Annotated in this window: 18 protein-coding genes; 3 read left to right on the forward strand and 15 right to left on the reverse strand. The window is 66.2% G+C overall.

The features are described from left to right. Nucleotides 1–630: a hypothetical protein gene (locus C8J25_RS05305; protein WP_107952907.1), complete on the forward strand. Its 630-nt coding sequence runs from the start codon at nt 1–3 to the stop codon at nt 628–630. 196 nt (nt 631–826) lie between these two features. Here the strand turns inward: C8J25_RS05305 and C8J25_RS05310 are convergent, their stop codons facing one another. Genes C8J25_RS05310 through C8J25_RS05335 form a run of 6 tightly spaced genes read right to left on the reverse strand, consistent with a single transcriptional unit; the run spans nt 827 to nt 11,044 of the window. Continuing rightward, a complete protein-coding gene (locus C8J25_RS05310) occupies nt 827–1,888 on the reverse strand; it encodes a family 8 glycosyl hydrolase (RefSeq protein WP_107952909.1) in 1,062 nt (353 codons plus the stop codon). Further along, nucleotides 1,878–2,324 (reverse strand): cellulose biosynthesis protein BcsD, encoded by a 447-nt coding sequence (gene bcsD, locus C8J25_RS05315; protein ID WP_132833657.1) that lies wholly within the window; start codon nt 2,322–2,324, stop codon nt 1,878–1,880. The genes C8J25_RS05310 and bcsD overlap by 11 nt, the downstream gene beginning before the upstream one ends. A gap of 5 nt (nt 2,325–2,329) precedes the next feature. Then, a complete protein-coding gene (locus C8J25_RS05320) occupies nt 2,330–5,689 on the reverse strand; it encodes a cellulose synthase subunit BcsC-related outer membrane protein (RefSeq protein ID WP_107952913.1) in 3,360 nt (1,119 codons plus the stop codon). Next, nucleotides 5,686–10,038 (reverse strand): UDP-forming cellulose synthase catalytic subunit, encoded by a 4,353-nt coding sequence (gene bcsA, locus C8J25_RS05325; protein ID WP_107952916.1) that lies wholly within the window; start codon nt 10,036–10,038, stop codon nt 5,686–5,688. The genes C8J25_RS05320 and bcsA overlap by 4 nt, the downstream gene beginning before the upstream one ends. Next, on the reverse strand, nt 10,035–10,751 hold the full coding sequence (locus tag C8J25_RS05330) for a cellulose synthase operon protein YhjQ/BcsQ (RefSeq protein ID WP_107952919.1): 717 nt from the start codon (nt 10,749–10,751) through the stop codon (nt 10,035–10,037). Before C8J25_RS05330 ends, bcsA begins: the two co-directional genes overlap by 4 nt. Beyond that, nucleotides 10,751–11,044, reverse strand: coding sequence for a hypothetical protein (locus C8J25_RS05335; RefSeq protein WP_107952921.1), 294 nt, complete (start codon nt 11,042–11,044; stop codon nt 10,751–10,753). The genes C8J25_RS05330 and C8J25_RS05335 overlap by 1 nt, the downstream gene beginning before the upstream one ends. A gap of 601 nt (nt 11,045–11,645) precedes the next feature. On the opposite strand from C8J25_RS05335, the gene C8J25_RS05340 reads away from it, so the two are divergent. Beyond that, the gene (locus tag C8J25_RS05340) at nt 11,646–12,737 is read left to right on the forward strand and encodes a histidine-type phosphatase (RefSeq protein WP_146173300.1); all 1,092 of its coding nucleotides are present in this window, start codon (nt 11,646–11,648) and stop codon (nt 12,735–12,737) included. Nucleotides 12,738–12,900: 163 nt separating this feature from the next. Here C8J25_RS05340 and C8J25_RS05345 read toward each other — a convergent pair whose 3' ends face one another. The 7 genes from C8J25_RS05345 to C8J25_RS05375 all read right to left on the reverse strand — a co-directional run bounded on the left by C8J25_RS05345 (nt 12,901) and on the right by C8J25_RS05375 (nt 20,440). Next, nucleotides 12,901–13,929, reverse strand: a complete 1,029-nt coding sequence (locus tag C8J25_RS05345; protein ID WP_107952926.1) for a c-type cytochrome — start codon at nt 13,927–13,929, stop codon at nt 12,901–12,903. Then, nucleotides 13,926–14,546, reverse strand: coding sequence for a cytochrome c oxidase assembly protein (locus C8J25_RS05350; protein ID WP_107952928.1), 621 nt, complete (start codon nt 14,544–14,546; stop codon nt 13,926–13,928). Before C8J25_RS05350 ends, C8J25_RS05345 begins: the two co-directional genes overlap by 4 nt. Further along, nucleotides 14,543–14,944: a hypothetical protein gene (locus C8J25_RS05355; RefSeq protein ID WP_107952930.1), complete on the reverse strand. Its 402-nt coding sequence runs from the start codon at nt 14,942–14,944 to the stop codon at nt 14,543–14,545. Before C8J25_RS05355 ends, C8J25_RS05350 begins: the two co-directional genes overlap by 4 nt. Then, nucleotides 14,941–17,487, reverse strand: coding sequence for a cytochrome c oxidase subunit I (gene ctaD, locus C8J25_RS05360; protein WP_107952932.1), 2,547 nt, complete (start codon nt 17,485–17,487; stop codon nt 14,941–14,943). Before ctaD ends, C8J25_RS05355 begins: the two co-directional genes overlap by 4 nt. Next, a complete protein-coding gene (locus tag C8J25_RS05365; RefSeq protein WP_107953368.1) occupies nt 17,484–18,452 on the reverse strand; it encodes a cytochrome c oxidase subunit II in 969 nt (322 codons plus the stop codon). The genes ctaD and C8J25_RS05365 overlap by 4 nt, the downstream gene beginning before the upstream one ends. Before the next feature lie 162 nt (nt 18,453–18,614). Continuing rightward, nucleotides 18,615–19,712 (reverse strand): ATP-binding protein, encoded by a 1,098-nt coding sequence (locus C8J25_RS05370; RefSeq protein WP_107952934.1) that lies wholly within the window; start codon nt 19,710–19,712, stop codon nt 18,615–18,617. A 158-nt stretch (nt 19,713–19,870) separates the two neighbouring features. Next, a complete protein-coding gene (locus C8J25_RS05375; protein ID WP_107952936.1) occupies nt 19,871–20,440 on the reverse strand; it encodes a cytochrome b in 570 nt (189 codons plus the stop codon). Nucleotides 20,441–20,534: 94 nt separating this feature from the next. On the opposite strand from C8J25_RS05375, the gene C8J25_RS05380 reads away from it, so the two are divergent. Then, a complete protein-coding gene (locus C8J25_RS05380) occupies nt 20,535–21,965 on the forward strand; it encodes a glycosyltransferase family 2 protein (protein ID WP_107952939.1) in 1,431 nt (476 codons plus the stop codon). A gap of 75 nt (nt 21,966–22,040) precedes the next feature. On the opposite strand, the gene C8J25_RS05385 is transcribed toward C8J25_RS05380, so the two are convergent. Together C8J25_RS05385 and C8J25_RS05390 are read right to left on the reverse strand one after the other, a co-directional pair. Continuing rightward, nucleotides 22,041–22,646, reverse strand: a complete 606-nt coding sequence (locus C8J25_RS05385) for a DedA family protein (RefSeq protein ID WP_107952941.1) — start codon at nt 22,644–22,646, stop codon at nt 22,041–22,043. Further along, nucleotides 22,643–23,035 carry a hypothetical protein gene (locus tag C8J25_RS05390; RefSeq protein WP_107952943.1) on the reverse strand — a complete coding sequence of 131 codons (393 nt, stop codon included), beginning with the start codon at nt 23,033–23,035 and terminating at the stop codon, nt 22,643–22,645. Before C8J25_RS05390 ends, C8J25_RS05385 begins: the two co-directional genes overlap by 4 nt. Between the last annotated feature and the right edge of the window lie 223 nt (nt 23,036–23,258).

Here is a 23,258-nt window from a genome sequence, read left to right on the forward strand (position 1 = left end):
ATGGGCGGAATTACGGGCGCGACGAGTGGCAAGTTCATCCTCATGGCAGCAACCTTGCTGTTCCACGGCCGGGTCGACAATGCGCGAACCACGATCGCGATCGTGCCCGGCGCGCCGCATTCGGCGATCAGCGAAACGCTCGCCAAACGGGTGAGGCAGGGCGCGCCGGTCAAGATCGGTATCCGCGCGGAATATTTCCGTGCCTCGATCACGGGGGTCGAGACCGATCCGGGGCAGGGCGCAGACGTCCGGATCGGGCAGGACATCCTCGACGCCAACCCGATCGAGATCGACTTCGCGCATCATCAATTGCGACTTTTGCTGGCCGGAGATGCGAAGCGCGCCGAACGCGGTATGACGCCGATCCCCGTCACGCGTGAGGCCGACGGTACGATGACGGTCCCACTTCGGATCGATGACGCTGCGCCTACCGCCGCGCTGCTGGATCTCCTGCGTCCGACCGGTGTGGTGGCACTTGTCGCGAGTACCAAGAGCATCGCACTCGGACCGGTGGCGCTGAACACGGCGGACGTCTCGGTCGGCGCGAAGCCGTCGGTAGGCCTCGGCGCGTTCGCCAAGACCCGTGTGATCTTCGATCTTGGTCATGGTCGGATCTGGGTCGCCGCGTAACCGAGCCCGTCTTGCCGATCGATCATAGTCGGGACCAGATCAATTCCGTAGCGTTCGGTCAGCCGAGGTCAGCTCCGTGACGAAACACGTCAGGTTGTAGCGGTTTAGTTTGAGCCGATACGTTATAGGGTGGCAACACTGCTTCGACGGCTACCTTGCCGGTATCGCTCGCTGCCGTGAACTGACCGCTGAAGGTTCAGGGGAAGGCTGCGGCGAGGCATTGCAGCGCGGCCGCGTAATAGTCGGTGGCGAGCGTATCGGGGGGGGGCGTGCCGAGCGTGCGGCTCACCACTGCGCGACCGCCGACGGACAGGGGGTATTCGGCGACCTGCCCCGACACCACGTCTGTCCAGGCAGGGATGCGGTCCGCGGGCATCGATCGCCACCAGGATCGGATCGGCTCGACCAGCGCGCTGCGGCCCGACACGCTGGCGAACAGCGGCACGCGGATGGCGTCGAAGCCGAACCGTGGCGGCTTGTCCGCAGCGGGGGCGATGGCACCTGTGTTGGAGACGTCGATCCAGTCGGTCGGCAAGCGGTGTGCGCCGAACCGTGCGGCGGCGATCAGAGCCTCGCCGTCGGTGATGACCCGTCGCCAGACCGCCGCGTTGCCGGTCTTCGCGAACAGGTCGAGCGCCGGCCAGACGTAGTAGCAGGGGTTGATCGTCGTTCGTGCCGCGGTCGAGAACCCGTCCAGCCCCGGCAATAACAGCATCCGCCCGCCGACCGTCTTGACCAGACGGGTGCCGATCGCATCGACGATCGCCCGCGACCGCGCCGCGTAGCGTGGCTCGCGCCACCGGTTCGCCGCCTTTGACAATGCGTAGGCGATGAGAAGGTCGCCATCGGTCGCGTTGTTGCGATCGGCTACGGGATTGGCGGCGCGCGGATCGTAGCGCCAGACGTAGAGCGCGACGTCTGGCCGGGCGAGTTTTGCTTCGGTCCAGGCGAGAATCTTGTCGAACGCCACGCGATCGCCCGCTCCCTGAGCCAGCAACAGGCCATAGCTCTGGCCTTCGCTGTGGCTGACCCCCCCATTGCCGTTGTCGACGATCCGGCCGTCCTCGGCCATGAACCGCTGTTTGAAGGTCGCCCAGTTCACGCCGTTCGCCGCGCCGGTCGCAGGCAGAGTCCTTGGTTCGACTGCTGCGCTATTCTCTGTCGTGAGCGTTCGGTCTTCCGGTACGCGTGCCTTGCTGCATCCGGCGATGGCCAGACCGGCCATTCCCGCCATGACGTGTCGACGATCAACGTCCATGCTTCAGTCGTGCCTCCGTATCGCTCCACCACAGGGTGCGTGTCGTTAGATCGGCGCCGCTGCCGAGCGTATGCAACCAAGCGTCATACGCCCCCTCCAGCAACGGTCGCAGCGTCTGTTCGGTTGCACCGCCGAGAACCGGCGCCAGCCGCCGGGCGAAGCCGGTATGCGTGATCAGCAGGCCGTCCTCGGCGAGTTCGAACCGCACTTCGCCGCAGTCATGCTCGCGCCACAGCCGATTTATCGAGGCGGCGAGCGCAGCGATATCCTGCGCGTCGCCGACCGGATGCGCGCCTGCGATCCGTGCGCCGACCGCGCGAAAGAACGCGCGGCGCTGCGCGGTGGTGGCGCCACCCCCGACTTCGGCGATGATGCTGCCCAGCAACAGGGAGGCGGCGGTGGTCTCGGTCGCGTTGTCAGTGGACCATTCACTCATCGCGTTCATTTGGTTCCCCCCAGGGACTGGCGCAATTCGAAAGTCGATCGGTAGTCGTCATAGGTCCCGAACGTGTTGGCGCTGGCCGAAGCACCGATCCGGGTGTTCGGGTTCAGGCGATAGAACAACGATCCATCCGCCGAAAAGGCGAAACCGGTGTTGCTCAGGCTGTCGTAATAGGACCGGACGTCGGTGTTCCGTGCCTTCAACGCATCGAGTTCGGCCTGTGCGTTCGGATCAGTCGGATAGATCGGCGCACGATCCTGTTCGAAGCTCTGATAGCCCGGCGCGACGCCCAGGCGCCCCTCCCACCGTGTCGAGTTGTACGCGTAGCGGATCGGCAGGCTCATGCTGAGGAAGCTCTGCGGGCTGAAATAGCCGCCATGCCCGTAGGTGAAGTAGTTCTGGTTGTTGTCGAACGCCTGCCAGTTGAGGTTGAGGCCGCCGGTGAGCGTCGAATGCCCGTCCCGATAGAGCGGAAGGTAGCCACCGGCATTTGCCTGGTACCCGCGGTTTCGGCGGACGTTCTCGCCGGTGTAGCGATAGCCAGAGACATCGGCGTAGACGCCCGTCCCTTCGTCGTCCCACGACAGCGACGCGCCGCCGCCGGTCCGCATGACCTGGCCCCAGCGTTCACCCGTGACGGGATCGCGCGTGCCCGCATAGGACACGACGCTGTCCGTGACCGGCTCGCGCTTGACCCAGCCCTGCGCCGACACCGTACGCGAGATCTTGGGTTTCCCGGTGAAGCCCCACGTCACTTCGGTATTGTCGAACCCGATCGGCGTCGATCCGACCTCGATCCGGACGCCAGGGCTGTCGTATGATGCCGCGACCGCGACGCCGGACGCGTGTTGCGTATCGGCCTGCACCAGCGCGGAGGGCAATGCGTTGACGATGCCTTGCGCCTCCGGCGTGGCGTTGCGGCCGAACCGAGCGAGCGCGGAGCCGGTCGGGCGGCCGGAGTCGATCACGACCGGTGTCGCCGAGACGGAGACGCGACCGCCGGCGACACCCGTGGAGAGCGTCGCGGTACCCGACAGTTCGCGCAGTTCGCTCAGACCGGTCTCGCCCGAACGCTCGCGGAACCCGAGCTTCATTTCCGCACGGGGGCCGGTGTCGTCGCTCAGCCGGGCAATATCGTCGCGCAGGCGGATGAGCGTGGCATCGCCGCCTGCAACGCCGGCCTGAGGCACCGCGCCGTTCGAGGATGCGTAGCCGCCGGGCGCAAAGCCCGTTGGTACCGGAACGCCGGGCGAGCCTGCGCCGTATCCGGGTGCCACGGTGAAAGCCATCGGCGTCGAAGAGCGGCCGGGCTTGGAAGTCGGGATCGGCCCGGCGCTCAATGCGAACGGGTTTGCGGCGACGACGGGCGCCTGTTCCACCTGGCGGAAGGGATTGCCCGAGCCCATGCCCGCGGCGAACGGGTTGGCCCCGCTCAGCGTGACGCCGCTGCCGGAGCGCGCGACATAGGCCGTTTCGGCGCGGCGCAGATAGCGTTTCGCCGCCCCGCGGTCGCCGCGGGCCTGCTCCATCTGGCCGGCAGCGGCGTAGATCTCGTAGTCGTCTGGATAGGCGGCGAGCGCGCGGTCGACGGTGGCGGTGGCGACGTCATGACTACCGCCGGCCCCTGCGCTGCCGATCAAGCCGATCAGCGCGCCCTTGTCCCGTGGATTTGCGGCGAGCACCATCTGATACGTCTGTGCAGCCTGAGACGGCATGTCGCCCGACTGGTACAGTCGGCCGAGCGCCCCCAGCACGTCCGCATTGCCTGGCGACGCAGCCCATGCCTGTTGCAGCAGGTCGAATGCCTGCGCGTTCTGGCCCGCCAGACGCATCCGGTCCGCCTGCGACGACGCGGCAATCCCCTCGAGCCGGGCAATCGCTGGCGCTGCGGAGGCAGACCCCGCCGATGCCGTTCGCGCGCGGTCGATGGCGCTGGCGACCGCAGCATCCTGTCCGGTCCGTGCCAGTACGCGGACGATCGGCTCATAATCCGCCGCCGTCGCCGGGCTTGCGGCTAGCGCGCGCTCGGCAAGCGGGACGGCGCCGGCCTGATCGCCCAGATCGTTCAGACCGCCGGCGATCGACGCGAGCGACGCTGCGCTGAGCGTCGGGGTCATGCCGATCTGGCGCAACGTCGCGATCGCCTCGCCGCCACGGCCTTGCGCCGCGATCGCCTTGGCGCGCGCGACGGCGGAATCGACGGCGATCTGTGCCTCGAACCGCCGGATCGCCGGAGTCTTCTGCGCCTCGGTCAGTCGCGACAGCAGCGACGTCGCCTGTGCCTGTCGACCGCGCTCGTTGTGGAGCATCGCCGCCGCGTAGAGCGCGTCGGCGGTACCGATCGTCTGGATCGACTGGATCAGCGCCTCGGCCTCGGGCGCACGGCCCTGCCCGATCATGTACCGCGCGTATTCGTAGCGGATCCACGGGTCCGCGGGGTCGAGCATCAGCCCGCGTTGGAACAGGGCATCCGCCTTCGCCGGGTCGCCGTGCGTGGCGGCCTGCAACGCATCGTTGCGCACCACGCGGCTTTCGAGTTGGGCTGCACTGCCGCCGGCGGATCCTGCTTGCCGTGCGAGATCGGCCGAGTCGGCATAGCGACCCTGGCGTTCGTAGATGTCCGCCAGCAACGCCAGTGCGGGGCCGCGATCCTTGACGCTGGTACGGGCGAGCGCCTCGGCCTGGATCTGTGCGCCGACGACATCGCCGGCGGCTAGCCGCGCGCGGGCGTCGTCGAGCCCGGCGTAGAATTGCGCGGATGCCAAGGCTTCTGACCAGCGCGCCCGATTGCCGCGTGCCGAAGCGCGCGACAGGAGTTCGGCGGACTCGGCGAAGCGCGACTGCCGTAGCCGAACGACGCCGAGGCCACCTGCCGCGTCGGCATCGTTGCGGTTGTTCGCCAGCGCCGCCTCGAACTGGCGCTGCGCCTGCACGAGATCGCCCTGTTCGAGCGAGCGGAAGCCTGCCGCGCGGGAATCGCTGCCGCGGTCGGATGGCATCGGTGCTGCTCTGCGGGCCGGGGCTGGTACCGAAACCGCGCGCGATGCGGTTGTGGGCGTCGGTGCAGGCCCGGTCATGCCCGCCGGAGCCGGCGCGGGCGCCCTGCTCGGTCGTGCGGCGGGTGCCGCAGCCGGGGCGCTCGACGTCGACAAGGCGCGGCGAGCCTCGGCGTTCGACGGATCGATCGCGAGTGCGCGGCGATACGCGGTCCGCGCGAGATCAGCCCGGCCACGCGACTGCCAATACCGCCCTTGCTGGACGAGCGCGCCAACACCGGCAACTTGTGCCACCGCAGGCTGGACGAGGAGCGGCGACGCGATCCCCGCGGTCAGCAGCGCGAGCGTGGTGAAGCGGATCATGCCGCGTCCTCCGACCCGAGCCGGCGACGTTGCTGGCGCACCAGCAGCAGGTACAATGGCCCCGCCAGCAGCAGCGCGATCAGCAGCCCGCTCAGCGCCATCAGCAACGGCCGCTCGCTGAACCACCAGCCGATCCGCATCCACATCGGCAGCGATCCCGACCAATAGGTCTGGCCGACCGCGAAGCTGCGCATGCCCTCGCCATTGGTCACCGACAGGTCACCCTGGACCTGCGCGTTGATCCGCTGTTCGGCGAGACCCTGCACCAGTTCGGGCAGGTCGGCGGTATTGGTGCTCATCACCGCCACCACCGTCCGCGCCGCATCATAGGGCGAGCGGAAGCTGACGAACCCGTCAAACCGTTCGGCCGTGGTCAGGAACGCGTTGGTCTCGCCGACGTCGCTCGCGCCATATGGCGAGATCAGCCCGAAGACGCGTTCGATCGGATTGCGTTCGACGACGCGCAGTCTGCCATTCTCGATCCGCACCGGCGCACCGGCGAACAGCGCGGTCGCGCCGGCGGTCCGTGGAATGCCGATGACCAGCACGTCATGGCCTTCGAGCCGGTCGCCGTCCGAGGCCTGCGTGACGGTCACGCCCGTGGTGGCGGCACCGGTCGAGTCGCCGAAGCGGCCCATCATCGCCAGGAACGCCTCGACGATACCCAGGTCGGGCGAGGCGGGGACGACAACGACAGTCTCGGCAAGGTCGGGACTGATCGTGAAGGGATAGCCTGCGTTCGCGAAGGTCGCGAGGCTCGGCATCCGCTGCGCATGATAGGCGTGCGTCAGGTCGATCGCGCTGTCCGGGTCGATCGCGACATGGACGTTCTCGGGCAGCGTGCCCTCGCACTTCTTCTTGGTGCCAAGGATCAGGTTGTAATCGAAGATCAACTCGTTCTGCCCGAACAGATTGTAGTTCGGCAGTTCGACCTTGGCGCGAGCCTGGCTCGACGATGCGCCGTCCTGGCCACCGATCATCGCCTGCCACCATGCCGCGCCGGCGAGCGGCAGCGTCCGCAGATACTGGTTGTTGATCGAGATATCGAGCCGCGACGCGCGCCGGTCGAGCCATGTCGCCGACGGATAGCGATAGCGCAGGTCGAGCGATGCGCCACCCCGTGGCCAGAAGAACAGGTCGGGCGCGGTCCGGAACGCCGCCGTGAGCGGGCCCGGTGGCAGGCCGACGCCCTGCAGGGCGCGTGGGTCCATGATCTCGCCGAGCTTCACCGCACGGTCCGAGCGGAGCCAGCGGGGTGCGGCGTAGCGCGCATAGGTCGGGATGCGGACGCCGTCGAACGACGCCGCGGCGCCACCGATCGTGCCGCGGCCGGTGGCGAGCGCGGCGGCGGCAAGCTTCAGTTCGCGCTCGTCGCGGCCCGTTACCAGCAGCAGCTGGCCAAAACCGTCGAACGGGTTGCGGATGACCTGCGCCGATGGCCCGGTGATGTTGGGCACGTAGCTGCCGACGCGCATGCCGGGACGCAGGAAGACGATCGCATTGCCGCGCGGGATGCGGTCATAGCTCGGCTTGAACGCGAACCCGCGATAGCTGGCCAGCCGTCCGAACCAGGATGCGACGCTGGCCGCGGCCTCGAGTTCGCCATTCGACGGCGCCGCACCGAACACGAACGGCAGGTTGAGCGGCAGATTGTCCGCGCGATCGAAGAATGGCGATGGCAGGCGGGCGAGGTCCGCCCCGAGCGGCAGACGCTGGATCGTCAGGTCGAGCGCCGAGCGCGTATTGCTGACGTTCGCCCAGAGCGAGCTGTGGAACGGATCTTCGCAATCGCGGGTGTAGTGACCGATCAGGCGCAGGTTGAGCTGGTTGTCGCCCGGCAGGAACAGCGCGGGATTGACCGCCATCGTGAGCTGCTGTCCGCCGGCACCGTCGGGTGTGAGCCGAACGGTGCGGACGACTTCGCCGTTCAGGATCACCACGAACTGGCTCAGGTCCGGCAGCAATGCAGGCGACCAGGCAAGCGCCAGCGTCAAATTGGCCGCGGTGACGACCTCGTTGCTGCGAAGACCAAACGGGATCGCGATCTCGCCGCGCGTGCCGGCGAGGCGGATCGCGCTGCGAATACGCAGGTCGCGCAGTGTGAGACGCTCCTGGCGGATACCGCCCAGTGCTTCGGGTGCGGATACCGGTACGGCCGGCGCCTGCGCCGCGACCGGCTGCGGCAGGCCGATGCTCATCACCAGCGCGGCTGCGGCCAGCGCGGCGGTTGCGGCCTTCAGCCGGGTGCGTTCGCGACGGCGTTCGGCACGGTTGAAGCCGAGCAGGCGCTTCAGCGTGACGAGATCGACGACCAAGATGTCGCGGAGCGATCGCAGCGTCGAGATCGGAGCGCGTGGCGCTTCCGGTTCCCAGGCATCGTTGCGGCCCATGACGGCGCGGACGAGTTGACGTAATTGAAGCATGTCGAGTTCCAGAAACCGCATGGTGGCCATGTTCTTGTCGACGCGTTGCGTCTGGACGGGGAGCGTGAGGATTTCGTCACCCATCGGCAGCGCGACGTGGGTGACCTCACGGTCGGCGAGCGTCACGCCGGGTGGTGCGGTGATCGCGAGGCCGCCCATCGACAGGTCGATCGTCTCCGCATCGACGACGTGGCCGTCGGCGAAATAGAGCGTCGCCGGCAACTGGACGGGGATGCGGATATATTCGCGGACCTGCCGCGTCTCGCGCGCGACCGATACGGCAGCGAGCAGGATGACGAGGCTGAAGACCGCCCACACCGTGTTCAGCACCAGCGTATCGCCCTGGATGTTGAACAGATGCGCGAAGAAGAAGTATTTGACGCACCCGAAGGCGATCCCGAACAATACCAGCCCGATGCAGATCAGGTGTGGGCGCGCGGTCGCGGTGTCGAAATGGGTCTTGTCGAGCAGCGAGCCCTTGTCGGTGACGTTGAACTTGCCGCCATGCGGCCGGAACAGCGTGACGACGGTCGGCCGAACGAGGTGGAACGCCAGGATCGTCTCGTACACTTCGCCCCAGAACGGCCGGCGATCGCCGCCCTGCAACCGCCCACCCGAGACCTGCGCGCAATAGAGATGCGCGGCGGCATAGGCGAAGATCATACCGGCGGAGGCGTGGATGATGTTCTCGCCAAGTATCAGATACGCCAGTGGGCTGGTCAGGAAGGCGATGCGCGGCAGCGGAAACTGGAAATGCAGCATCGCGTTCAAGTAACAAAACCGCTGCTGAAGGCTGAGACCACGCCCGAACAGTGGATTGTCGATACGCAGGATCTGCGTCATGCCGCGTGCCCAGCGAATGCGCTGGCCGATGTGCAGCACGAGCCGCTCGGTCGCGAGCCCGGCCGACAGCCGGATGCCGAGATACGCGGTCGACCAGCCCATGCGTTGCAGGCGCAGCGCGGTGTGCGCATCCTCCGTGACGGTCTCGAACGCGAACCCGTTGGTGTCGGCAAGCGCCGCGCGGCGGATGATCGCGCACGACCCGCAGAAGAAAGCGGCGTCCCACAGATCGTTGCCGCGCTGCACCGCGCCGTAGAACAGGTCGCCCTCGCCCGGCAGGTCGCGGACCGAGCCCAAATTGCGCTGGACCGGATCGGGCGAATAGAAGTGATGCGGCGTCTGGACGAGTGCGAGTTTCTTGTCGCGCTGGAACCAGCCGACCGTCATCTGCAGGAAGGCGCGCGTCGGCACGTGATCGCAGTCGAAGATCGCGATCAGCGAGCCCTCGGTGTTCGACATTGCCGCGTTGAGGTTGCCCGCCTTCGCGTGGTTGTTATCGGCGCGCGTGATGTAGCTGCAGCCGACAGACCGCGCGAACGCCCGGAATTCAGGCCGGCGACCGTCGTCGAGCAGGTAGACGTGATAGCGATCGCGCGGATAATCCATGTCGAGCGCCGCGAGCACGGTCGTTCGGACGATCTCCAGGCTTTCATTGTAGGTCGGGATATAGACGTCGACGGTCGGCCATTCGTGCGGCTCGCCCTCCGGCTCGACCGACTGGCGATCGAGCGGCCACGCGGTCTGAAGCACGCCGAGCGCGAGGATGACCCACGCGTACAGCTCGGCGAGGTACAGTCCCATGCCGAGCACCGTGCCCAGCGCGCTTTCGAATTCGAGCGTCGCGGTAGTCCGCCAGAACAGATAGCGCGTCGATACGACCAGCGACAGCAAGGCGAGCACCAGCGTCCCGCGACGCGACTTCGATCGGCCAAGCACGATCGCGCCCAGGATCGATACACCCGCGAAGATCCACTGCGACTTGAGGTCGAGCGGCACCGTCACGACGACCAGCGTCAACAGCGCCGCGACAACGATGCCGAGCGTATCGGCGCGAAACGCCTTGCGGACCGATCCGCGGGTCATTCCGCCGGCTCCGTGGCGGCGACAAGGCCGCATCGCGCCTCGATTGCGATCGTCATGGCGGCGAGATCGGGGAGCACCACGCTCTGCTTGGCGTAGCGAGCGATCGGCTGGAACGACGCCAGTGCCTCGTTCACCGCCTCATCGCGGCGGACCGTCGCGATCAGATTGTCGCCGAACAGCGCACGCAGGAAGATCTGCGAATGGCGCGACAATTTGCGCGTGTCGTCGACCTGGTTGAGCACGAACACGGTCTGTTCGAGGTCGATCGTCGGCGTGCCCGGCTGGACCTTCGCCAACGCCGCGAGCGATGTCGGCTGCGGCACGAGCGTGCACAGGTGCAGCGCGGCGTGTGGCAAAAGGCTGGTCTTCAGCGCGAGGTCCGCAGAGGCAACATCGGCGATCACGATCCGCTCGCTATCGAACGGCGACGCGCCCGACCGCGCGATCAGGCGCCCGAAGGCGCCGCTCTGGACGGCGGCATAGCCCGACAGTAATTCGACCCCGTCGACGACGATGCCTTCGGTCGTGGCATCGGTCATCGCCGGGATTTCCTGCGCGGGGAGCATCCCGAAGAACAGCTTCAATGCGTCGGCGTGCGTGAAATCGATTGCGGAGACGTCGTGCCCCCGTTCGGCCAGACCAAGCGCGAGACGCGCGGTCAGGAACGTGGTTCCGACGCCGCCGACCGGTGAATGGCACAGGATCAATGGCATCAACGGCGCTCCGTATGGTCGTCGGAAAGTCCGGACAGGAACGCGCGCAGGCTGCCGCCCTGGCGCTGGCCGGAGCCGCCACGCGCCGACATGTCATCGTAATCGCTCAGGAAATTCTTGGCGGGCGCCCTCTCCTCCGTCGCACGGTCGGCACGACCGACGACGCGCTCGTCCTCCAGCAACGCGGCGAACAACGGCCACGGCTCGACGTCGGCAATTGGATCGGCGAACTGGCGATACTGGAAATCGCGCTGTCCCAGTCTCGCTAATAGTGCCTTGGCATCGGGTCGCATCGGGAACTCCTTGTTTCCGAACCCTCGCCTAAATTTTACATCAATAGGTTAATATTAGCGGTCACTTATTTCCAATCTACCATAAATCTAGATTTGACTATTACAATATTACCAATTCTCAAAGAGATAAAAGGAAATATCCGCCTGATACATTTTAACGAAGGCAAGATTTGAGCGCGCCGTGGTTGAGTAAACTGGGATCGGTCCTGACAGATTCGTGACGATAATATTTGACGTGTTTTGACTGTGCAATCGCCTGATAAGCCGGGAAAAAGATATATTTCGAACGCACGGGCCTCGCGATGTGGTGACCGGAACTAAGGCTGCTGCGTCAGCCATGTCCCCGGGCTCGTTCCAGTGCCATCGCCGAACCTTCGCACGAAAATGTGCGTGCTCATTGCCCCGCTGCCGAACATTTGGACGGCCTTACAAGCGTATGCCGGCGCTTCGCGAACGCCATTTAATAGGCCGGACAGCTGGCTGTCTTGGCGAACCGGTACCGCCTGCTCGACGAAATGGACCAGTCCAGCGTTATGCGCCGCCCAAGCAGATCAACGAATGTCTAAATTTGAGAGTCGGGAGGGCGATTGAGCGTGCACTTATGGATCAGATCACGCCCCACGCATCCGGTCAGGTACCCATCTACTCGTCGGCCAAGTGCTTGAATCAATGCAGTGGCCCCAAGGCGCTAATGCACAGTTCGAAAGAACGTTCTCATCAAACCCTTGTCACCATAGCGTCGGTTGGGCGGCTCCGGTGTCCGCAGGCGCTTCTAAAAGCGTCATGCAACACGTCGCAAGTATCGAACAGTTCCGATCGGACGATCGCGAGCGGGCGGGCCTATGCGGAGGGTCTTGCTCCCGGCTGCGATCTCGCCATCGAACACAAACCCCTCGGTACCGCGGACTCAATCTTCGAGCCGTTGCGTGCACGGGCGACGGCCTTCGACGCGCGCGCAGCGATTGAATCCATCAACCGTGAAACGGGTGGCATGCCGGCACTCGCCCGACGTCACGGCGCTGCGCTCGCCCGACTTGATCAGGTGCTTGGCTGTACGTCGGTGGAGCGGGGATGCGTCCCCGCGGGCGCACCTGCGGTCAGCGCAAGCGCCGATGGCCACGATCTCGTACTGGCGGGGCCGATCCGCGCTGCCTCCGGTATTGCGCAGGTACTTCTGCTGCAGGAGGTCGAGGGTCTGCCACGCGAGAGCGTCGGCTGGAGCCGCGCGAATCCTGCGACTATCGAGCAACTCGGCGCGCTGCATGCCGCGTTGTTCGCCGTGTACACGCACCCGCCCTATATGGCCGCGCATCAAGCCGCCGTGCTCGGCCGCGAGGTGCTGGCATCCCTGTCCTCGACGGGACCGCGGCTGACGATATTCATGGGGCATGACACCAACGTCACGGCGCTCGCCGCCGCGCTTCGGGTCGATCTGAAAGCGCCGGGCTATGCCACCAACGACGTTCCGCCGGGCGGGGCGCTGCTGATCGAACGCCTGCGTGACGCAAGCACCGGTGCCCGGTTCGTGCGGGTGTCGTACCGCACCCAGTCGCCCGAGTCCCTCCGGGGGCTCTGGCAATCCGCTTCGCTCGTAGCGCTGAAGATTCCAGGTTGCGCGAGCCTGTTGTGTCCCGAGGCCACATTTTCCCGGGGGCTCGTTTCACACCTGGCTCCGCTGCAACCTGCTCGGTGACACTGGGACGCGGCCAACTGCGGACTGGCATTTGGGAAACCAATACGCGGCTGAGAAGCTTCGAGACTGCCTTCAGGGGGCAAGCACTAAACTATGACCCGATGCACGCGTGGGCATGAGGCGACAGCCTTGTGCGAGTCGACGGCATCACCTCCGCGGTAATTCAGCGACCCGCGAGATACTGCGCGAGCGGGTCGATCATATCCTCGGGGATACGGCGGGCGATCACCGGCATCGTGAATTGCGATTTGCGCGCGTCGACGACCATCTCGTCGCCGCGCCAGTTGCGTAGGCGTTGGGCGATGTAGCTGGCGCGCTGGCCGGCAAGCACGGGGTAGGGCTTGCCGGGGGTGTGGCAGCTCGAGCAGGCGGGGAGCTGCACCTTCGGCAACCCCTCGCGGTCGATCCGGGCCGCGGCGGTCGATCCCGATAGCGTGACGCCGCCGATCCCCGGCATCGCCGCGAAGTGATCCGCGAGGCGCGTCATCTCGGCGGGCGTCAGCGTCGCGGCGGCGTTCGCCATCACCGCGCTCTGGCGTTTGCCGGTCGCATAGGCTTCGAGCGCGGCGCGGAGATACGCGGGACTCTGCCCACCGAGTACCGGCATGTCGGGCTGGCCGCGGCCACGTCCGTCGGCACCGTGACAGCCTGCGCAGGTGGCGATCCTGGCATCGGTGACGCCCGGCACTTCGCTCAGCGAGCGATAGGTCGCGGGCGTCATTTCGGGCAGCAGGCGGACGAAGGCGACCATGCGGCGGACTTCGTCGTCGCGGTCCTTGGCGGCCCAGCCGGGCATGCCGGTGTATTTGACGCCGTGCTTGAGGATCCAGAAGATCTGCTTGTCGGTCCACTCGCGCGCGTTGATCGACAGGTTCGGAGCGGGCGGCGTCGCGGCCTGCATCACGGGTAGCGGGCGCACGCCGGGCGCGCCGTGGCACGAGGCGCAGCTTGCCTTGAACAGGCCGGCGGCACTGACGAGGCCCTCGTTCGCCTTGGGATCGTCGGGGGTGGTGACGGCGGCGTAGGTGCGGACCGAGTTGCGCATCGTCCAGTGGAGGAACCAGTCGGTGATCTTCCAATGGCCCGACGATGCGGCGATGTTGAACACACCCGACCAGGCGAACAACAGTCCGGCGAGTGCCAGCGCAAGGATCGCGGCGGCGGCGCGCGCCCAGGTAATCCGGATCGTCATGCGGTCGCGCTCCGTGTCTTCAACAGTCCGCCGAGCATCGCGAGCCCGCCGATGAAATAACTCGCCGCGCCGACCGTCAGCATGACGACGCCGCCGAGTTGCTGGTCTTCGAGTGCGTCGAGGCCGTGGATGGCCGGGTGCATCGCCATCATCGCGTAGAGCGGTCGCGGGGCGAGGCCGATCAGCGCGCCGAGCAGTGTCATGTGCATCGATGTGAGCAACAGGGCGGCAACGCCGGACGCGCGGCGATCGGTGGCGCCGCCGGTGCGGGTGCCGAGCACTGCGCTCCAGAGGAGGACGCCACCGATCAAGAAGCTCGCTTGCTCGATCAGCAACGCCACCGGCTGCATGTCGACGCGCAGCCGCAGCGCGGGGAGGTGCCAGAGCCACACCACGACCAGTTCGACCAGCGACATCGCCAGCGGCGTTACAATCGCGGGCCAACGCTCGGCCGGATCCCAGCGCGAACCGGCGATCCCGTAGGCTAGGAACGGCGCCGCAACCGCAACCGCGATCATATGCCCTGCCATGTGGCCGACCATCCCGAGCGGCGCTGCGGCGAAGGCCCAGCCGATCGGGACCAGCGCAACTCCCAGTATGAGGCTTGCGCGTCTCATCGGCAGTCGCCGAACATGATGACCGGCAAGGCCGTGAAGATTACCGCGACGAAGCTCAGTCCCGCCAGCAACCGCGTCGACAGCGCGAGGAAGCGGAGGCGATCGATCGCGGTGCCCTGTTCGTGCGGCGCCGGATCGCCGGGCGTCTCCGACTGGACGCGCGCGATATAGCCTGCCGCTACGATCCCCAGCAGCGCGACGATCGTCGCGATCAGCGTCGCCAGCGGGAAGCCGGTCAACGCCGTCCCCGGGGTCGACGATTTCGCGCAGGTTACCGCGACCCACAGATAGCAGAACAGGAAATGTACGGCCCAGATCGTCGGCGGGACGATCAGCGTCCACAGCGTCACCTTCAGGTCGCGCGCCCAATGCTTCCGGTCAGACTTGGGCTCTGTCATGCGACACCCGGGAACAGGCCGATCGTGCAGAACGTCACGATCCCGGTTAGCGCGAGGAAGTGATGGTACACGGTGATGTTGCGCAGGTCCGCGTCATAGATCGGCGTCATCTTCCCCGCGAGGCTGCGCGCGAGCGTGTAGGCCTGCATGATGACCCCGATCGCGGCATGCACCGCGGTCCAGATCGCCAGCGTCCAGACGATCGCGGGATAGACGTGAAGTTCGGGATCGAGCCCGGAATACCACGGCCCGGCGAGCCCGGCGAAGAGGCTCGCCAGCGTCGCGACGATCCCGACGATCAGCAGTGCGCGTCCCGCACCGACGTTGCAGCGGCGATGCACTTCGCGCGCGCCGACGGTCGCGGCCCAACCGGTGAGCGTCAGCGCTAGCGCGACCATCGGCCAGAACACGCCCGGCCCGTTGAGCCCGACCCCGCTCGGCGGGAAATCGTTGTGGATCGTCCAGAAGAAGAAATAGCCGAACACGAGCCCCGAGAACGCGGTCGCGTCCGCCATCATCGTGATGAACATCGCCCACCAGCCCGGCGCCGACGGCCCCGAGGTATAGAGCGGCACCTCGATGCCGTGGCCGATATGCTTGGTCGGCTTTTCGGGGATCTCGGCGGTCCCGGTCCACAGCCACCAGAGCACGCAGGCGAGCGTCGCGACGCCGCTGACCGCCGACCAGATATAGAGGTGGTACGTCGTCAGGATGAACACGCCGGCGAGTGCGACCGCGGTCATCATCGGTTTCACGCTCGGCGTACCGAGGCGGATCACCTGGAGGGGGCGCGCGTCGAGCACGGTGGTGATGATCGACTCGCGTCGCATCTCCTCCGCGTCGGGCAGAAAGAAGCGGCCCTCGTCGACCTTCTGGACGAAGTTCTTCTGGTCCCAGATCGGATAGCGGCTCTCGATCAGCGGCACCGAGCGGATACCCCAATCCTCGTCGTCGGGCAGCGCGAGCCATTCGAGCGTGCCTGCGTTCCACGGGTTGCGCGGCGCCTTCGGGCGACGCGGCGATAGCGCGAGGTCGATGCAGACGATCAGCACGCCGAGCGCGAACATGTACGAGCCCGCGGTCGAAGCGAGGTTGAGCCCGCCGATGCCAAGTTCCTCCGGGTACGTAAACACGCGCCGCGGCATGCCGAGCAGGCCCGACAGATGCATCGGGAAGAAGGTCAGGTTCATGCCCACGAACATGATCCAGAACGCGATCCGCCCGAGCTTGTCGCTGAGCTTCTTCCCCGTCACCAACGGCCAGTAATAATACAGCCCGGCGAACAGCGGCAGCAGTGTGCCGCCAATCAGCACGTAGTGCAGATGCGCGACGATGAAATAGGTGTCGTGCGCCTGCCAATCGAACGGCGCGACCGCGACCATCACGCCCGTCAGGCCGCCGATCACGAACACCGCCAAGCTCCCGCTCGCATAAAGCAACGGCGTCGATTTCTTGACGTTGCCCGCCCAGAGCGTCGCGATGAACACGAAGATCTGCACGCCGGTCGGGATCGCCACCGCTTCCGACGCGGCCGCGAAGAAGGCGAGGCTGATCTTGGGGAGCCCGGTGGTGAACATGTGGTGGACCCACAGCCCGAAGCTCAGGAACGCCGTCCCCACCGCGGCGAGCACGATCCACGGATAGCCGAGCAGATGCCGCTGCGCGAACGTCGGGATCAGCATCGCGAACAGCGCGATCGACGGCAGGAAGACGATGTAGACTTCCGGATGCCCGAAGATCCAGAACAGGTGCTGCCACAACAGCGGATCGCCGCCCTTCTCCGCGTTGAAGAACGGCCAGTTGAGCAGCCGCTCCATCTCGAACAGCACGTCGCCGGCGATCAGCGGCGGGAACGCGAACAGGATCATCACCGCGACGACCAGGATGTACCAGGCGTAGAGCGGCATCAGGTTGAGCCGCATGCCGGGCGGTCGGCATTTCAACACGCCGACGATCAGCTCGACCGCGGCGGCGACCGATGACACCTCGATGAAGCTCAGGCCGAGCATCCAGATGTCCGCGCCAAGCCCGCTGAGGTCGGTCCGCGTCGTGAGCGGCGGATACATGAACCAGCCGCCATCGGGCGCCGCGTCGAAGAAGATCGAGCCCGACACGAACACGCCGCCGATCAGGAACGACCAGTATCCGAACCCCGACAGCCGCGGAAACGGCAGGTCGCGCGCGCCGAGCAGCTGCGGCAACAGGATAATCGACACTGCCTCGAACATCGGCACCGCGAACAGGAACATCATCATCGAGCCGTGCAGCGTGAACAGCTGGTTGAACGTGTTCGCGGTCACGAGGTCGTTGTTCGGCACCGCCAGCTGCGTGCGCATGATCAGCGCGAGCACGCCCGCGAACAGCATGAACCCGAACGCGGTCAGTGTGTACCACACGCCGATCCGGTTGTTGTTGACGTCGGTCCAGCGGAAGAACCAGCCGGAGGGTGGCTTCCACACCTCGCGCAGGCGATCCTCCTGGCCCTTGCGGACCGCGGGATTGTTCTGGTCGGGCGCGATATATTGGGTGCTCTCGGTGGTCATTTGAGCCCCTGAAGATAGCTTGCGATCTGGTCGGCTTCGGCGGCCGACATCTGCGGGAAGGCGGGCATCCGCACGCCGGGCTTGGTCTTGCCCGGATCGCGGACGAACCCGGCGATGTTGGCGTGCGTCATCGGCAGCACGCCCGCGGCGAGCGTCGGGCGCGAGCCGAAGTGGGTGAGGTCGGGGCCGATCTTCGCGACCGGGCCGACGCCGCGGACGCTGTGGCACCCGCTACAGCCGTAACTTGCGAACAGGCGCGCGCCGGGCGAGGCTGTGACAGTGGCCGGCTGGCGTTGCGCGGCGAGCCAACGTTCGAACGCGGCAGGCTCCATTGCGATCACGTCGAACGCCATCAGCGCATGGCCGAGCCCGCAGAACTCCGCGCAGACGCCGCGGTACGTCCCCGCCTTGGTCGCGCGAACGACGAGGCGGTTGGTGCGGCCGGGGATCATGTCCATCTTGCCGGCGAGGCCCGGCACCCAGAAGCTGTGGATGACGTCGGGGCTGCGGAGCGACAGTTCGACGGTGCGGCCGACGGGGAGGCGGAGCTCGTTCGCGGTCTCGACCACCGAACCGCCCGGCGGTGCATAACGGACGCGCCACCAGAATTGCTCGCCCTCGACGCCGATACGGAGGTCGCTGTTGGCGACCTCGCGCGGCCGCATCGCGGGCAGGGCGTAGAGCAGCAGGCCCAGCAGCAGGATCGACGGTCCGATGCCGCCGAGCCAGAGCACCAGCTTCATCCCGCCCTTGTGCGTCAGGCGACCCTCGGGCGCGCGCATCGCGTGGCGCATCAGCAACGCGAGCCCGCCCGCGAGAATGATCGCGCCGATGACCAGGACGATCGTGATCGAGAGGACCTTGTCCGCCTCCTCGCCGAACGGCGCGAGCGTCGACTGGTGCCGGTTGCACGCCGCCAACAGCGGCAGGCACGCGCCCACGGAAAGAAAAATAGCCTTCCGCATCATCACCTTGCCACCCTTTTGAAGCGCATCCCCTAAACCGGCTGGCAGGGCTGCGTAAACCCAAAATGACAGAAATGTCATGTGGGCATGTCAATCAGAGCAGATCGTGCGAGCGTTTAGCGAAGGTATAGGCAGGCCACGCCCAATAGATAATTTGCGTCGCTAAGCCTCGGTCGAGGAATCGAACCTCCATTTGGCAGCAAGCATCGCCTGCAAAAGATCCACATAGCTCCACCCCTCGGCGCGGGCGGCGATCGCCGACAGGCAGTCCTGATCTTCGCGCCCCGGCCGGCCCGGCCCCGTCATGTTGGGTTTCATATTGAGGTCGAATAATTTGAAAATACCATCGCGATTGGCCCGGCAATCGATCCGGATCGCGGTGCGAGCGTCGACCAGCGCGGCCGCCGCTACACAGCTATCGATCATCGTCGCGATTGCGGGATCGCGCAGCCGATCGGGGTCGATCGCGACGCTGTTGGCTGTAACCGGAACGTCGCCATTATACGGCGCTATGCCGCCACGCTGATCGAAGCGGTACACGGGCGGCAACGCCCAGTGCGCCGGTGCCCGCGAACCGTCCGGACGCGGGGACGCGGGCGGCATGATGGTGACGGTCATCTCGTCACCGCCAAGAAACTGCTCCACCATCAGCATGTCGCCGAAGGTGGCAGCCTCGATCAGCGCAGTCGCGGCATCGCGCAAATCGCCGAGGTTTTCCACCAGGGTTACGCCCTGGCTGCCACGTCCGCGTACCGGCTTGACGATCATCGGAAAGGACATGCCGCGGGAAGCACACGCCTGCTCGACATCGGCCAGCGCACAGACGTTCTCCTTGCCCGTGCCGGACAGCAGAAACGATCGCGCTACCGGCAGGTCAGCCTCGGCAAGGAGTTGGTTGGTCTCGAACTTGTCGTCGAACGCCTGCATTGCGGCAGGGATCTGCCCGACGATGTCGAAGTCGGCCATCGCCGTCTCCAGCGGATGTCCTTCGAACAGGGCCGTGTTCGCCCACAGGACCGATGCGCCCGCAGTGCCGGCGCTTCGGATGCCCTCGACCGTGTCCGGGAATACCCAATCGAGTGCCTTGGCAGGGTCTGGCAAGGATGTGGGCGTGACCACATTCACGCCTGACGTCCGCAATGCGAACGCGATGTCGGCGCCGCCATCCGAATACCCGCCAGGCTTTGCGTCCTTTCGCAAGCCGTCGATCAACGGTGGCGGAAGCGCTTGGTAGAGAATGGCGACCGGCGCTGTTTTCATGAATGATCTCCTGCGCGTCGCGCCCTAGCCGGGAGCGGCACGGCAGGGCAAATGGCTCAATTTGCTCCGATGTGCGCGAGGCCGTCGACATCGGCAGCGAACGTCCGCCAATCGGTATGGCAGGTCTTGCTGCGAGGCGTCTGCTTAGCCGGCTCCTGTCAGTGTCGTCGCCAAACTGGCATCATGCGGCGCAGTTCGCGGTGTCGATCGATCCATTCATGCTTGAGCGCGCCGCCGATGTGAAACGCGACCAGAGTATAGAGCAGGTAGGACAGGTAGACGTGAGAGGCGCCGAAACCATCGTGGACGGCGTCGCGCGTGGCGGGCGGCAGGGTCAATATCGTGCCGATCCGCGGCCATTCGAACAGTCCGAACAGGAACATCGGGTGGGTCGCCGCATCCTTGTACGCGGAGTCCATGATCCAGCCGGTCAGCGGCATCGCAAAGATCAGCGCGTACAGCAGCCAGTGGGTCACATGCGCCGCGCCGATTTCCCATTTTTGATAATTGGTCGGCATTGGGGGAGGCCGATGCGTAAGCCGCCAAAGCAGGCGCATGATCGCCAGGCCGAGGATCGTGATCCCGACCGACTTGTGCAGGTCGATCGCGGGGCGCACGCGGTCGTCGGCAAGATGTGGCCAGAGCCAGGGCAGGGTCACGTTGATGACGATCCCCACCGCGATCAGCCAGTGGAAGGCGATGGCGACGCCCGTGTATCTGCTCTTCATCCGCTACAACCCGCTCCACCACCTCATGCCGATTCTCGGTCCTCGACACATTCTGCAATAGCGGGTTCAGCAAGCGAGCGTTAGGCGCTGGTCGATGCAATCCCTCTCGGCTATCTTTACCGCACAGTCGCCGCGTCTGTCGCCACGGCCGATCCCGCTAGCGAGCCGGCTGATCGGCCTGGCCGCCCCGCTGGTGTTCGTCGTCCTGATCGCGCAGGTGTTCCTGCGCCAGGGGCTCGCCATATGGTCGGTCGGGATCGCGTACATCCTGTACGACACGGCGCTGCTCGTCTTTACGGCGTGGCAGATCCGCCATCTCGCGCAGACCGCGACGCCGGCCCCGAGCGGCGTGCAGCCGAGCTTCGGCGTGATCGTCGCCGCGCATAACGAGGCAGGCGTGATCCGGCTGGCGATCGACCGGCTCCTTGCCCAGGACCAGCCGCCCGAGGCGATCCTGATTGCCGACGACGGATCGAGCGACGATACGCCGTCCGCCATGGCGGCGGGCTATGCGTTGGCGACGCCACCAATCGGGGGACTCGTCGAGATCGAGATTGGGCACACGCGGCTTCAGTGGCTGCGACTGCCGCACGGCGGCAAGGCGCGCGCGCTCAATGCCGCGCTCGAGCGGATCGCGACGGACGTGGTGCTGACCGTGGATGCCGACACGTTGATCGAGCCCGGCTCGATCGCGGCGATGCGTGCCGCCTTTGCAGCGGAGCCCGAGCTGGTGGCGGCCACCGGGGTGCTGGCACCGATCTGCGGTCCAAGTGTGAGCGGTCGGATATTCGAGTGGTTCCAGTCCTACGAATATGTCCGTAACTTCCTGTCGCGCGACGCGTGGATGCGGATCGACGGACTGTTGCTGATATCGGGCGCCTTCGCGGCGTTCCGGCGCGATGCGGTGCTGACGGTCGGCGGTTTCGATCCCGATTGCATGGTGGAGGATTACGAGCTGATCCACCGGCTGCACCGCCATGCCCACGACGCCGGGCTGCACTGGACGGTGCGGGTCGTCGGTGGCGCGCTGGCGCGAACCGATGCGCCCGCCAGCATCCCCGCTTTCCTGAAGCAGCGCCAGCGCTGGTTCGGCGGCTTCCTACAGACGCAGCACTGGAACCGCGACATGGTCGGCAACGCGCGCTACGGGCGGCTGGGCACGCGGATGCTCCCGGTGAAGGCGCTCGATACGGTGCAGCCGATCTACGGGCTGGCAGCCTTTGCGGTGCTGATCGGCCTCGTCGTCACCGGTCGCTACACGCTCGCCTTCCCGATCCTGCTCGTGATGATCGCCAAGATCGCAATCGACCTGAGCTTCCACCTTTGGTCGCTCGGCATCTATAAGCGCTGGACCGGGCAGCGCGAGGGCTTGAACCTCGGCCCCGCGATCGTCGCCGCGATCGCCGAACCGTTCAGCTTCCAGCTGTTGCGTCACGCGGGCGCGATCTATGGCTGGTACGCCTTTCTGCGCGGCGGCCAGACCTGGAGCGCACAGACCCGGACCGCGCTTGAGCAGCGGGCCTGACGGAGAAGCCGGTGGTGCCCGACGACTGCGCCCACGGACGAGGTTAAGTGGGGAGCGCTGCTTTGCCAGAGCTGATCATGCCGCATCATCCGAGCCTTCGGTCGAACGGCCGAACAGTTTCCAACCGAGCAGCCCGGCGCCCAGCAAGCCCACGATAACCCATGTCAGGTTGCCGAGCAGGCTTGCGATCGTCTGAACCTGGTCGCTGAAGGCGCGACCCAGCGAAACGTATATCAGTAGCCATAGCACTTCGCCCGCGACGTCGAGGACGATGAACCGTACCCAGGGATACTCGGTCAGTCCGCTGGTGACATTGATCCATGGTCCCAGCGGCCCGATCAGCCACCGGCTGAAGAAGATGCCCCAACCCGCCCATTTGCGCGAATAGGCTTCCGCCTGCTCCACCTTGTCCGCCCCGCCGATCCGCCTCGTGACCGCTGCGAGCAAAGGCCGACCGCCGTATCGTCCGAAGGCGTAGCCGAGCTGGTCGCCGACGATGGCGCCGGAGGCACCCGCAAAGATCACAGGCCAGAATGAGAGCTCCCCCTGCGCGACGAACGAACCCATCGCGATCAAGATCAGTGAACTGGGGAACGGCATGCCCGCTGCGGCGAGGATCATTGCACCAAACAGTGCGGGGAGCCCGTAGGTCGTCAGCAGTTCAAGCAGCTGGTCGGTCATTTGGCGGGGGACGCCGTCGACGAAGCTGGCCGCATGAACGGTCGTGGCGGCGGGCCGGGCGGCGGGTAGGGCGGCCGCGCGTGGACGATCGCATACATCAGCTTCGCCTCGATCTGCGTCATCGAACGTCCGCTGTCCCGCGCGATCCGACCGAGTGGACGACGGTCCGGCATCGGCGGCAGGTTCAACGCCTGATGCAGGACGTGGGGCGGGACGTGATACGAATGGGCGACATAGCCTATCGTCATCCACCGCTCGATCGGCTCGTCGCGGTGCGCGTTCCAATAGATCGCGTCGCTGACCGTCCGGACCGCGTGATAGCCCGTGAAGGCCACTACCGCGACGAACAGCGCGATCAGGGCTTTTCGCCAAGGTCGAGTGCGTGTCATTCCAGCGCGATACGCGCGCCGGGTGCGCCGATCAACGGCGCCGATATTGCTACCGCACCGGAGCTTAGGATGCTTCATAAGCCGCTGGCATTCATCTTCGCGCTCCCGGAGGATGGATCGAAACCCGGCCGGTTTCCCTCGTCCTGCGTTGCGAACGCCTCGACGTAGAGCTAGCCTCGCCTTGGGGAGTATCGACGCATGGAGTACAAAGACCGGATCGGCC

The organism is Sphingomonas faeni (assembly GCF_003053745.1).
GTDB classification, from domain to species: Bacteria; Pseudomonadota; Alphaproteobacteria; order Sphingomonadales; family Sphingomonadaceae; genus Sphingomonas; species Sphingomonas faeni.

Excerpts from the sequence above, each read along its gene's own strand:
- C8J25_RS05305 (WP_107952907.1), top strand. The coding sequence starts at position 1 with ATGGGCGGAATTACGGGCGCGACGAGTGGCAAGTTCATCCTCATGGCA.
- C8J25_RS05310 (WP_107952909.1), bottom strand. The coding sequence starts at position 1,888 with ATGGACGTTGATCGTCGACACGTCATGGCGGGAATGGCCGGTCTGGCC.
- bcsD (WP_132833657.1), bottom strand. The coding sequence starts at position 2,324 with ATGAGTGAATGGTCCACTGACAACGCGACCGAGACCACCGCCGCCTCC.
- C8J25_RS05320 (WP_107952913.1), bottom strand. The coding sequence starts at position 5,689 with ATGATCCGCTTCACCACGCTCGCGCTGCTGACCGCGGGGATCGCGTCG.
- bcsA (WP_107952916.1), bottom strand. The coding sequence starts at position 10,038 with ATGACCCGCGGATCGGTCCGCAAGGCGTTTCGCGCCGATACGCTCGGC.
- C8J25_RS05330 (WP_107952919.1), bottom strand. The coding sequence starts at position 10,751 with ATGCCATTGATCCTGTGCCATTCACCGGTCGGCGGCGTCGGAACCACG.
- C8J25_RS05335 (WP_107952921.1), bottom strand. The coding sequence starts at position 11,044 with ATGCGACCCGATGCCAAGGCACTATTAGCGAGACTGGGACAGCGCGAT.
- C8J25_RS05340 (WP_146173300.1), top strand. The coding sequence starts at position 11,646 with ATGGATCAGATCACGCCCCACGCATCCGGTCAGGTACCCATCTACTCG.
- C8J25_RS05345 (WP_107952926.1), bottom strand. The coding sequence starts at position 13,929 with ATGACGATCCGGATTACCTGGGCGCGCGCCGCCGCCGCGATCCTTGCG.
- C8J25_RS05350 (WP_107952928.1), bottom strand. The coding sequence starts at position 14,546 with ATGAGACGCGCAAGCCTCATACTGGGAGTTGCGCTGGTCCCGATCGGC.
- C8J25_RS05355 (WP_107952930.1), bottom strand. The coding sequence starts at position 14,944 with ATGACAGAGCCCAAGTCTGACCGGAAGCATTGGGCGCGCGACCTGAAG.
- ctaD (WP_107952932.1), bottom strand. The coding sequence starts at position 17,487 with ATGACCACCGAGAGCACCCAATATATCGCGCCCGACCAGAACAATCCC.
- C8J25_RS05365 (WP_107953368.1), bottom strand. The coding sequence starts at position 18,452 with ATGCGGAAGGCTATTTTTCTTTCCGTGGGCGCGTGCCTGCCGCTGTTG.
- C8J25_RS05370 (WP_107952934.1), bottom strand. The coding sequence starts at position 19,712 with ATGAAAACAGCGCCGGTCGCCATTCTCTACCAAGCGCTTCCGCCACCG.
- C8J25_RS05375 (WP_107952936.1), bottom strand. The coding sequence starts at position 20,440 with ATGAAGAGCAGATACACGGGCGTCGCCATCGCCTTCCACTGGCTGATC.
- C8J25_RS05380 (WP_107952939.1), top strand. The coding sequence starts at position 20,535 with ATGCAATCCCTCTCGGCTATCTTTACCGCACAGTCGCCGCGTCTGTCG.
- C8J25_RS05385 (WP_107952941.1), bottom strand. The coding sequence starts at position 22,646 with ATGACCGACCAGCTGCTTGAACTGCTGACGACCTACGGGCTCCCCGCA.
- C8J25_RS05390 (WP_107952943.1), bottom strand. The coding sequence starts at position 23,035 with ATGACACGCACTCGACCTTGGCGAAAAGCCCTGATCGCGCTGTTCGTC.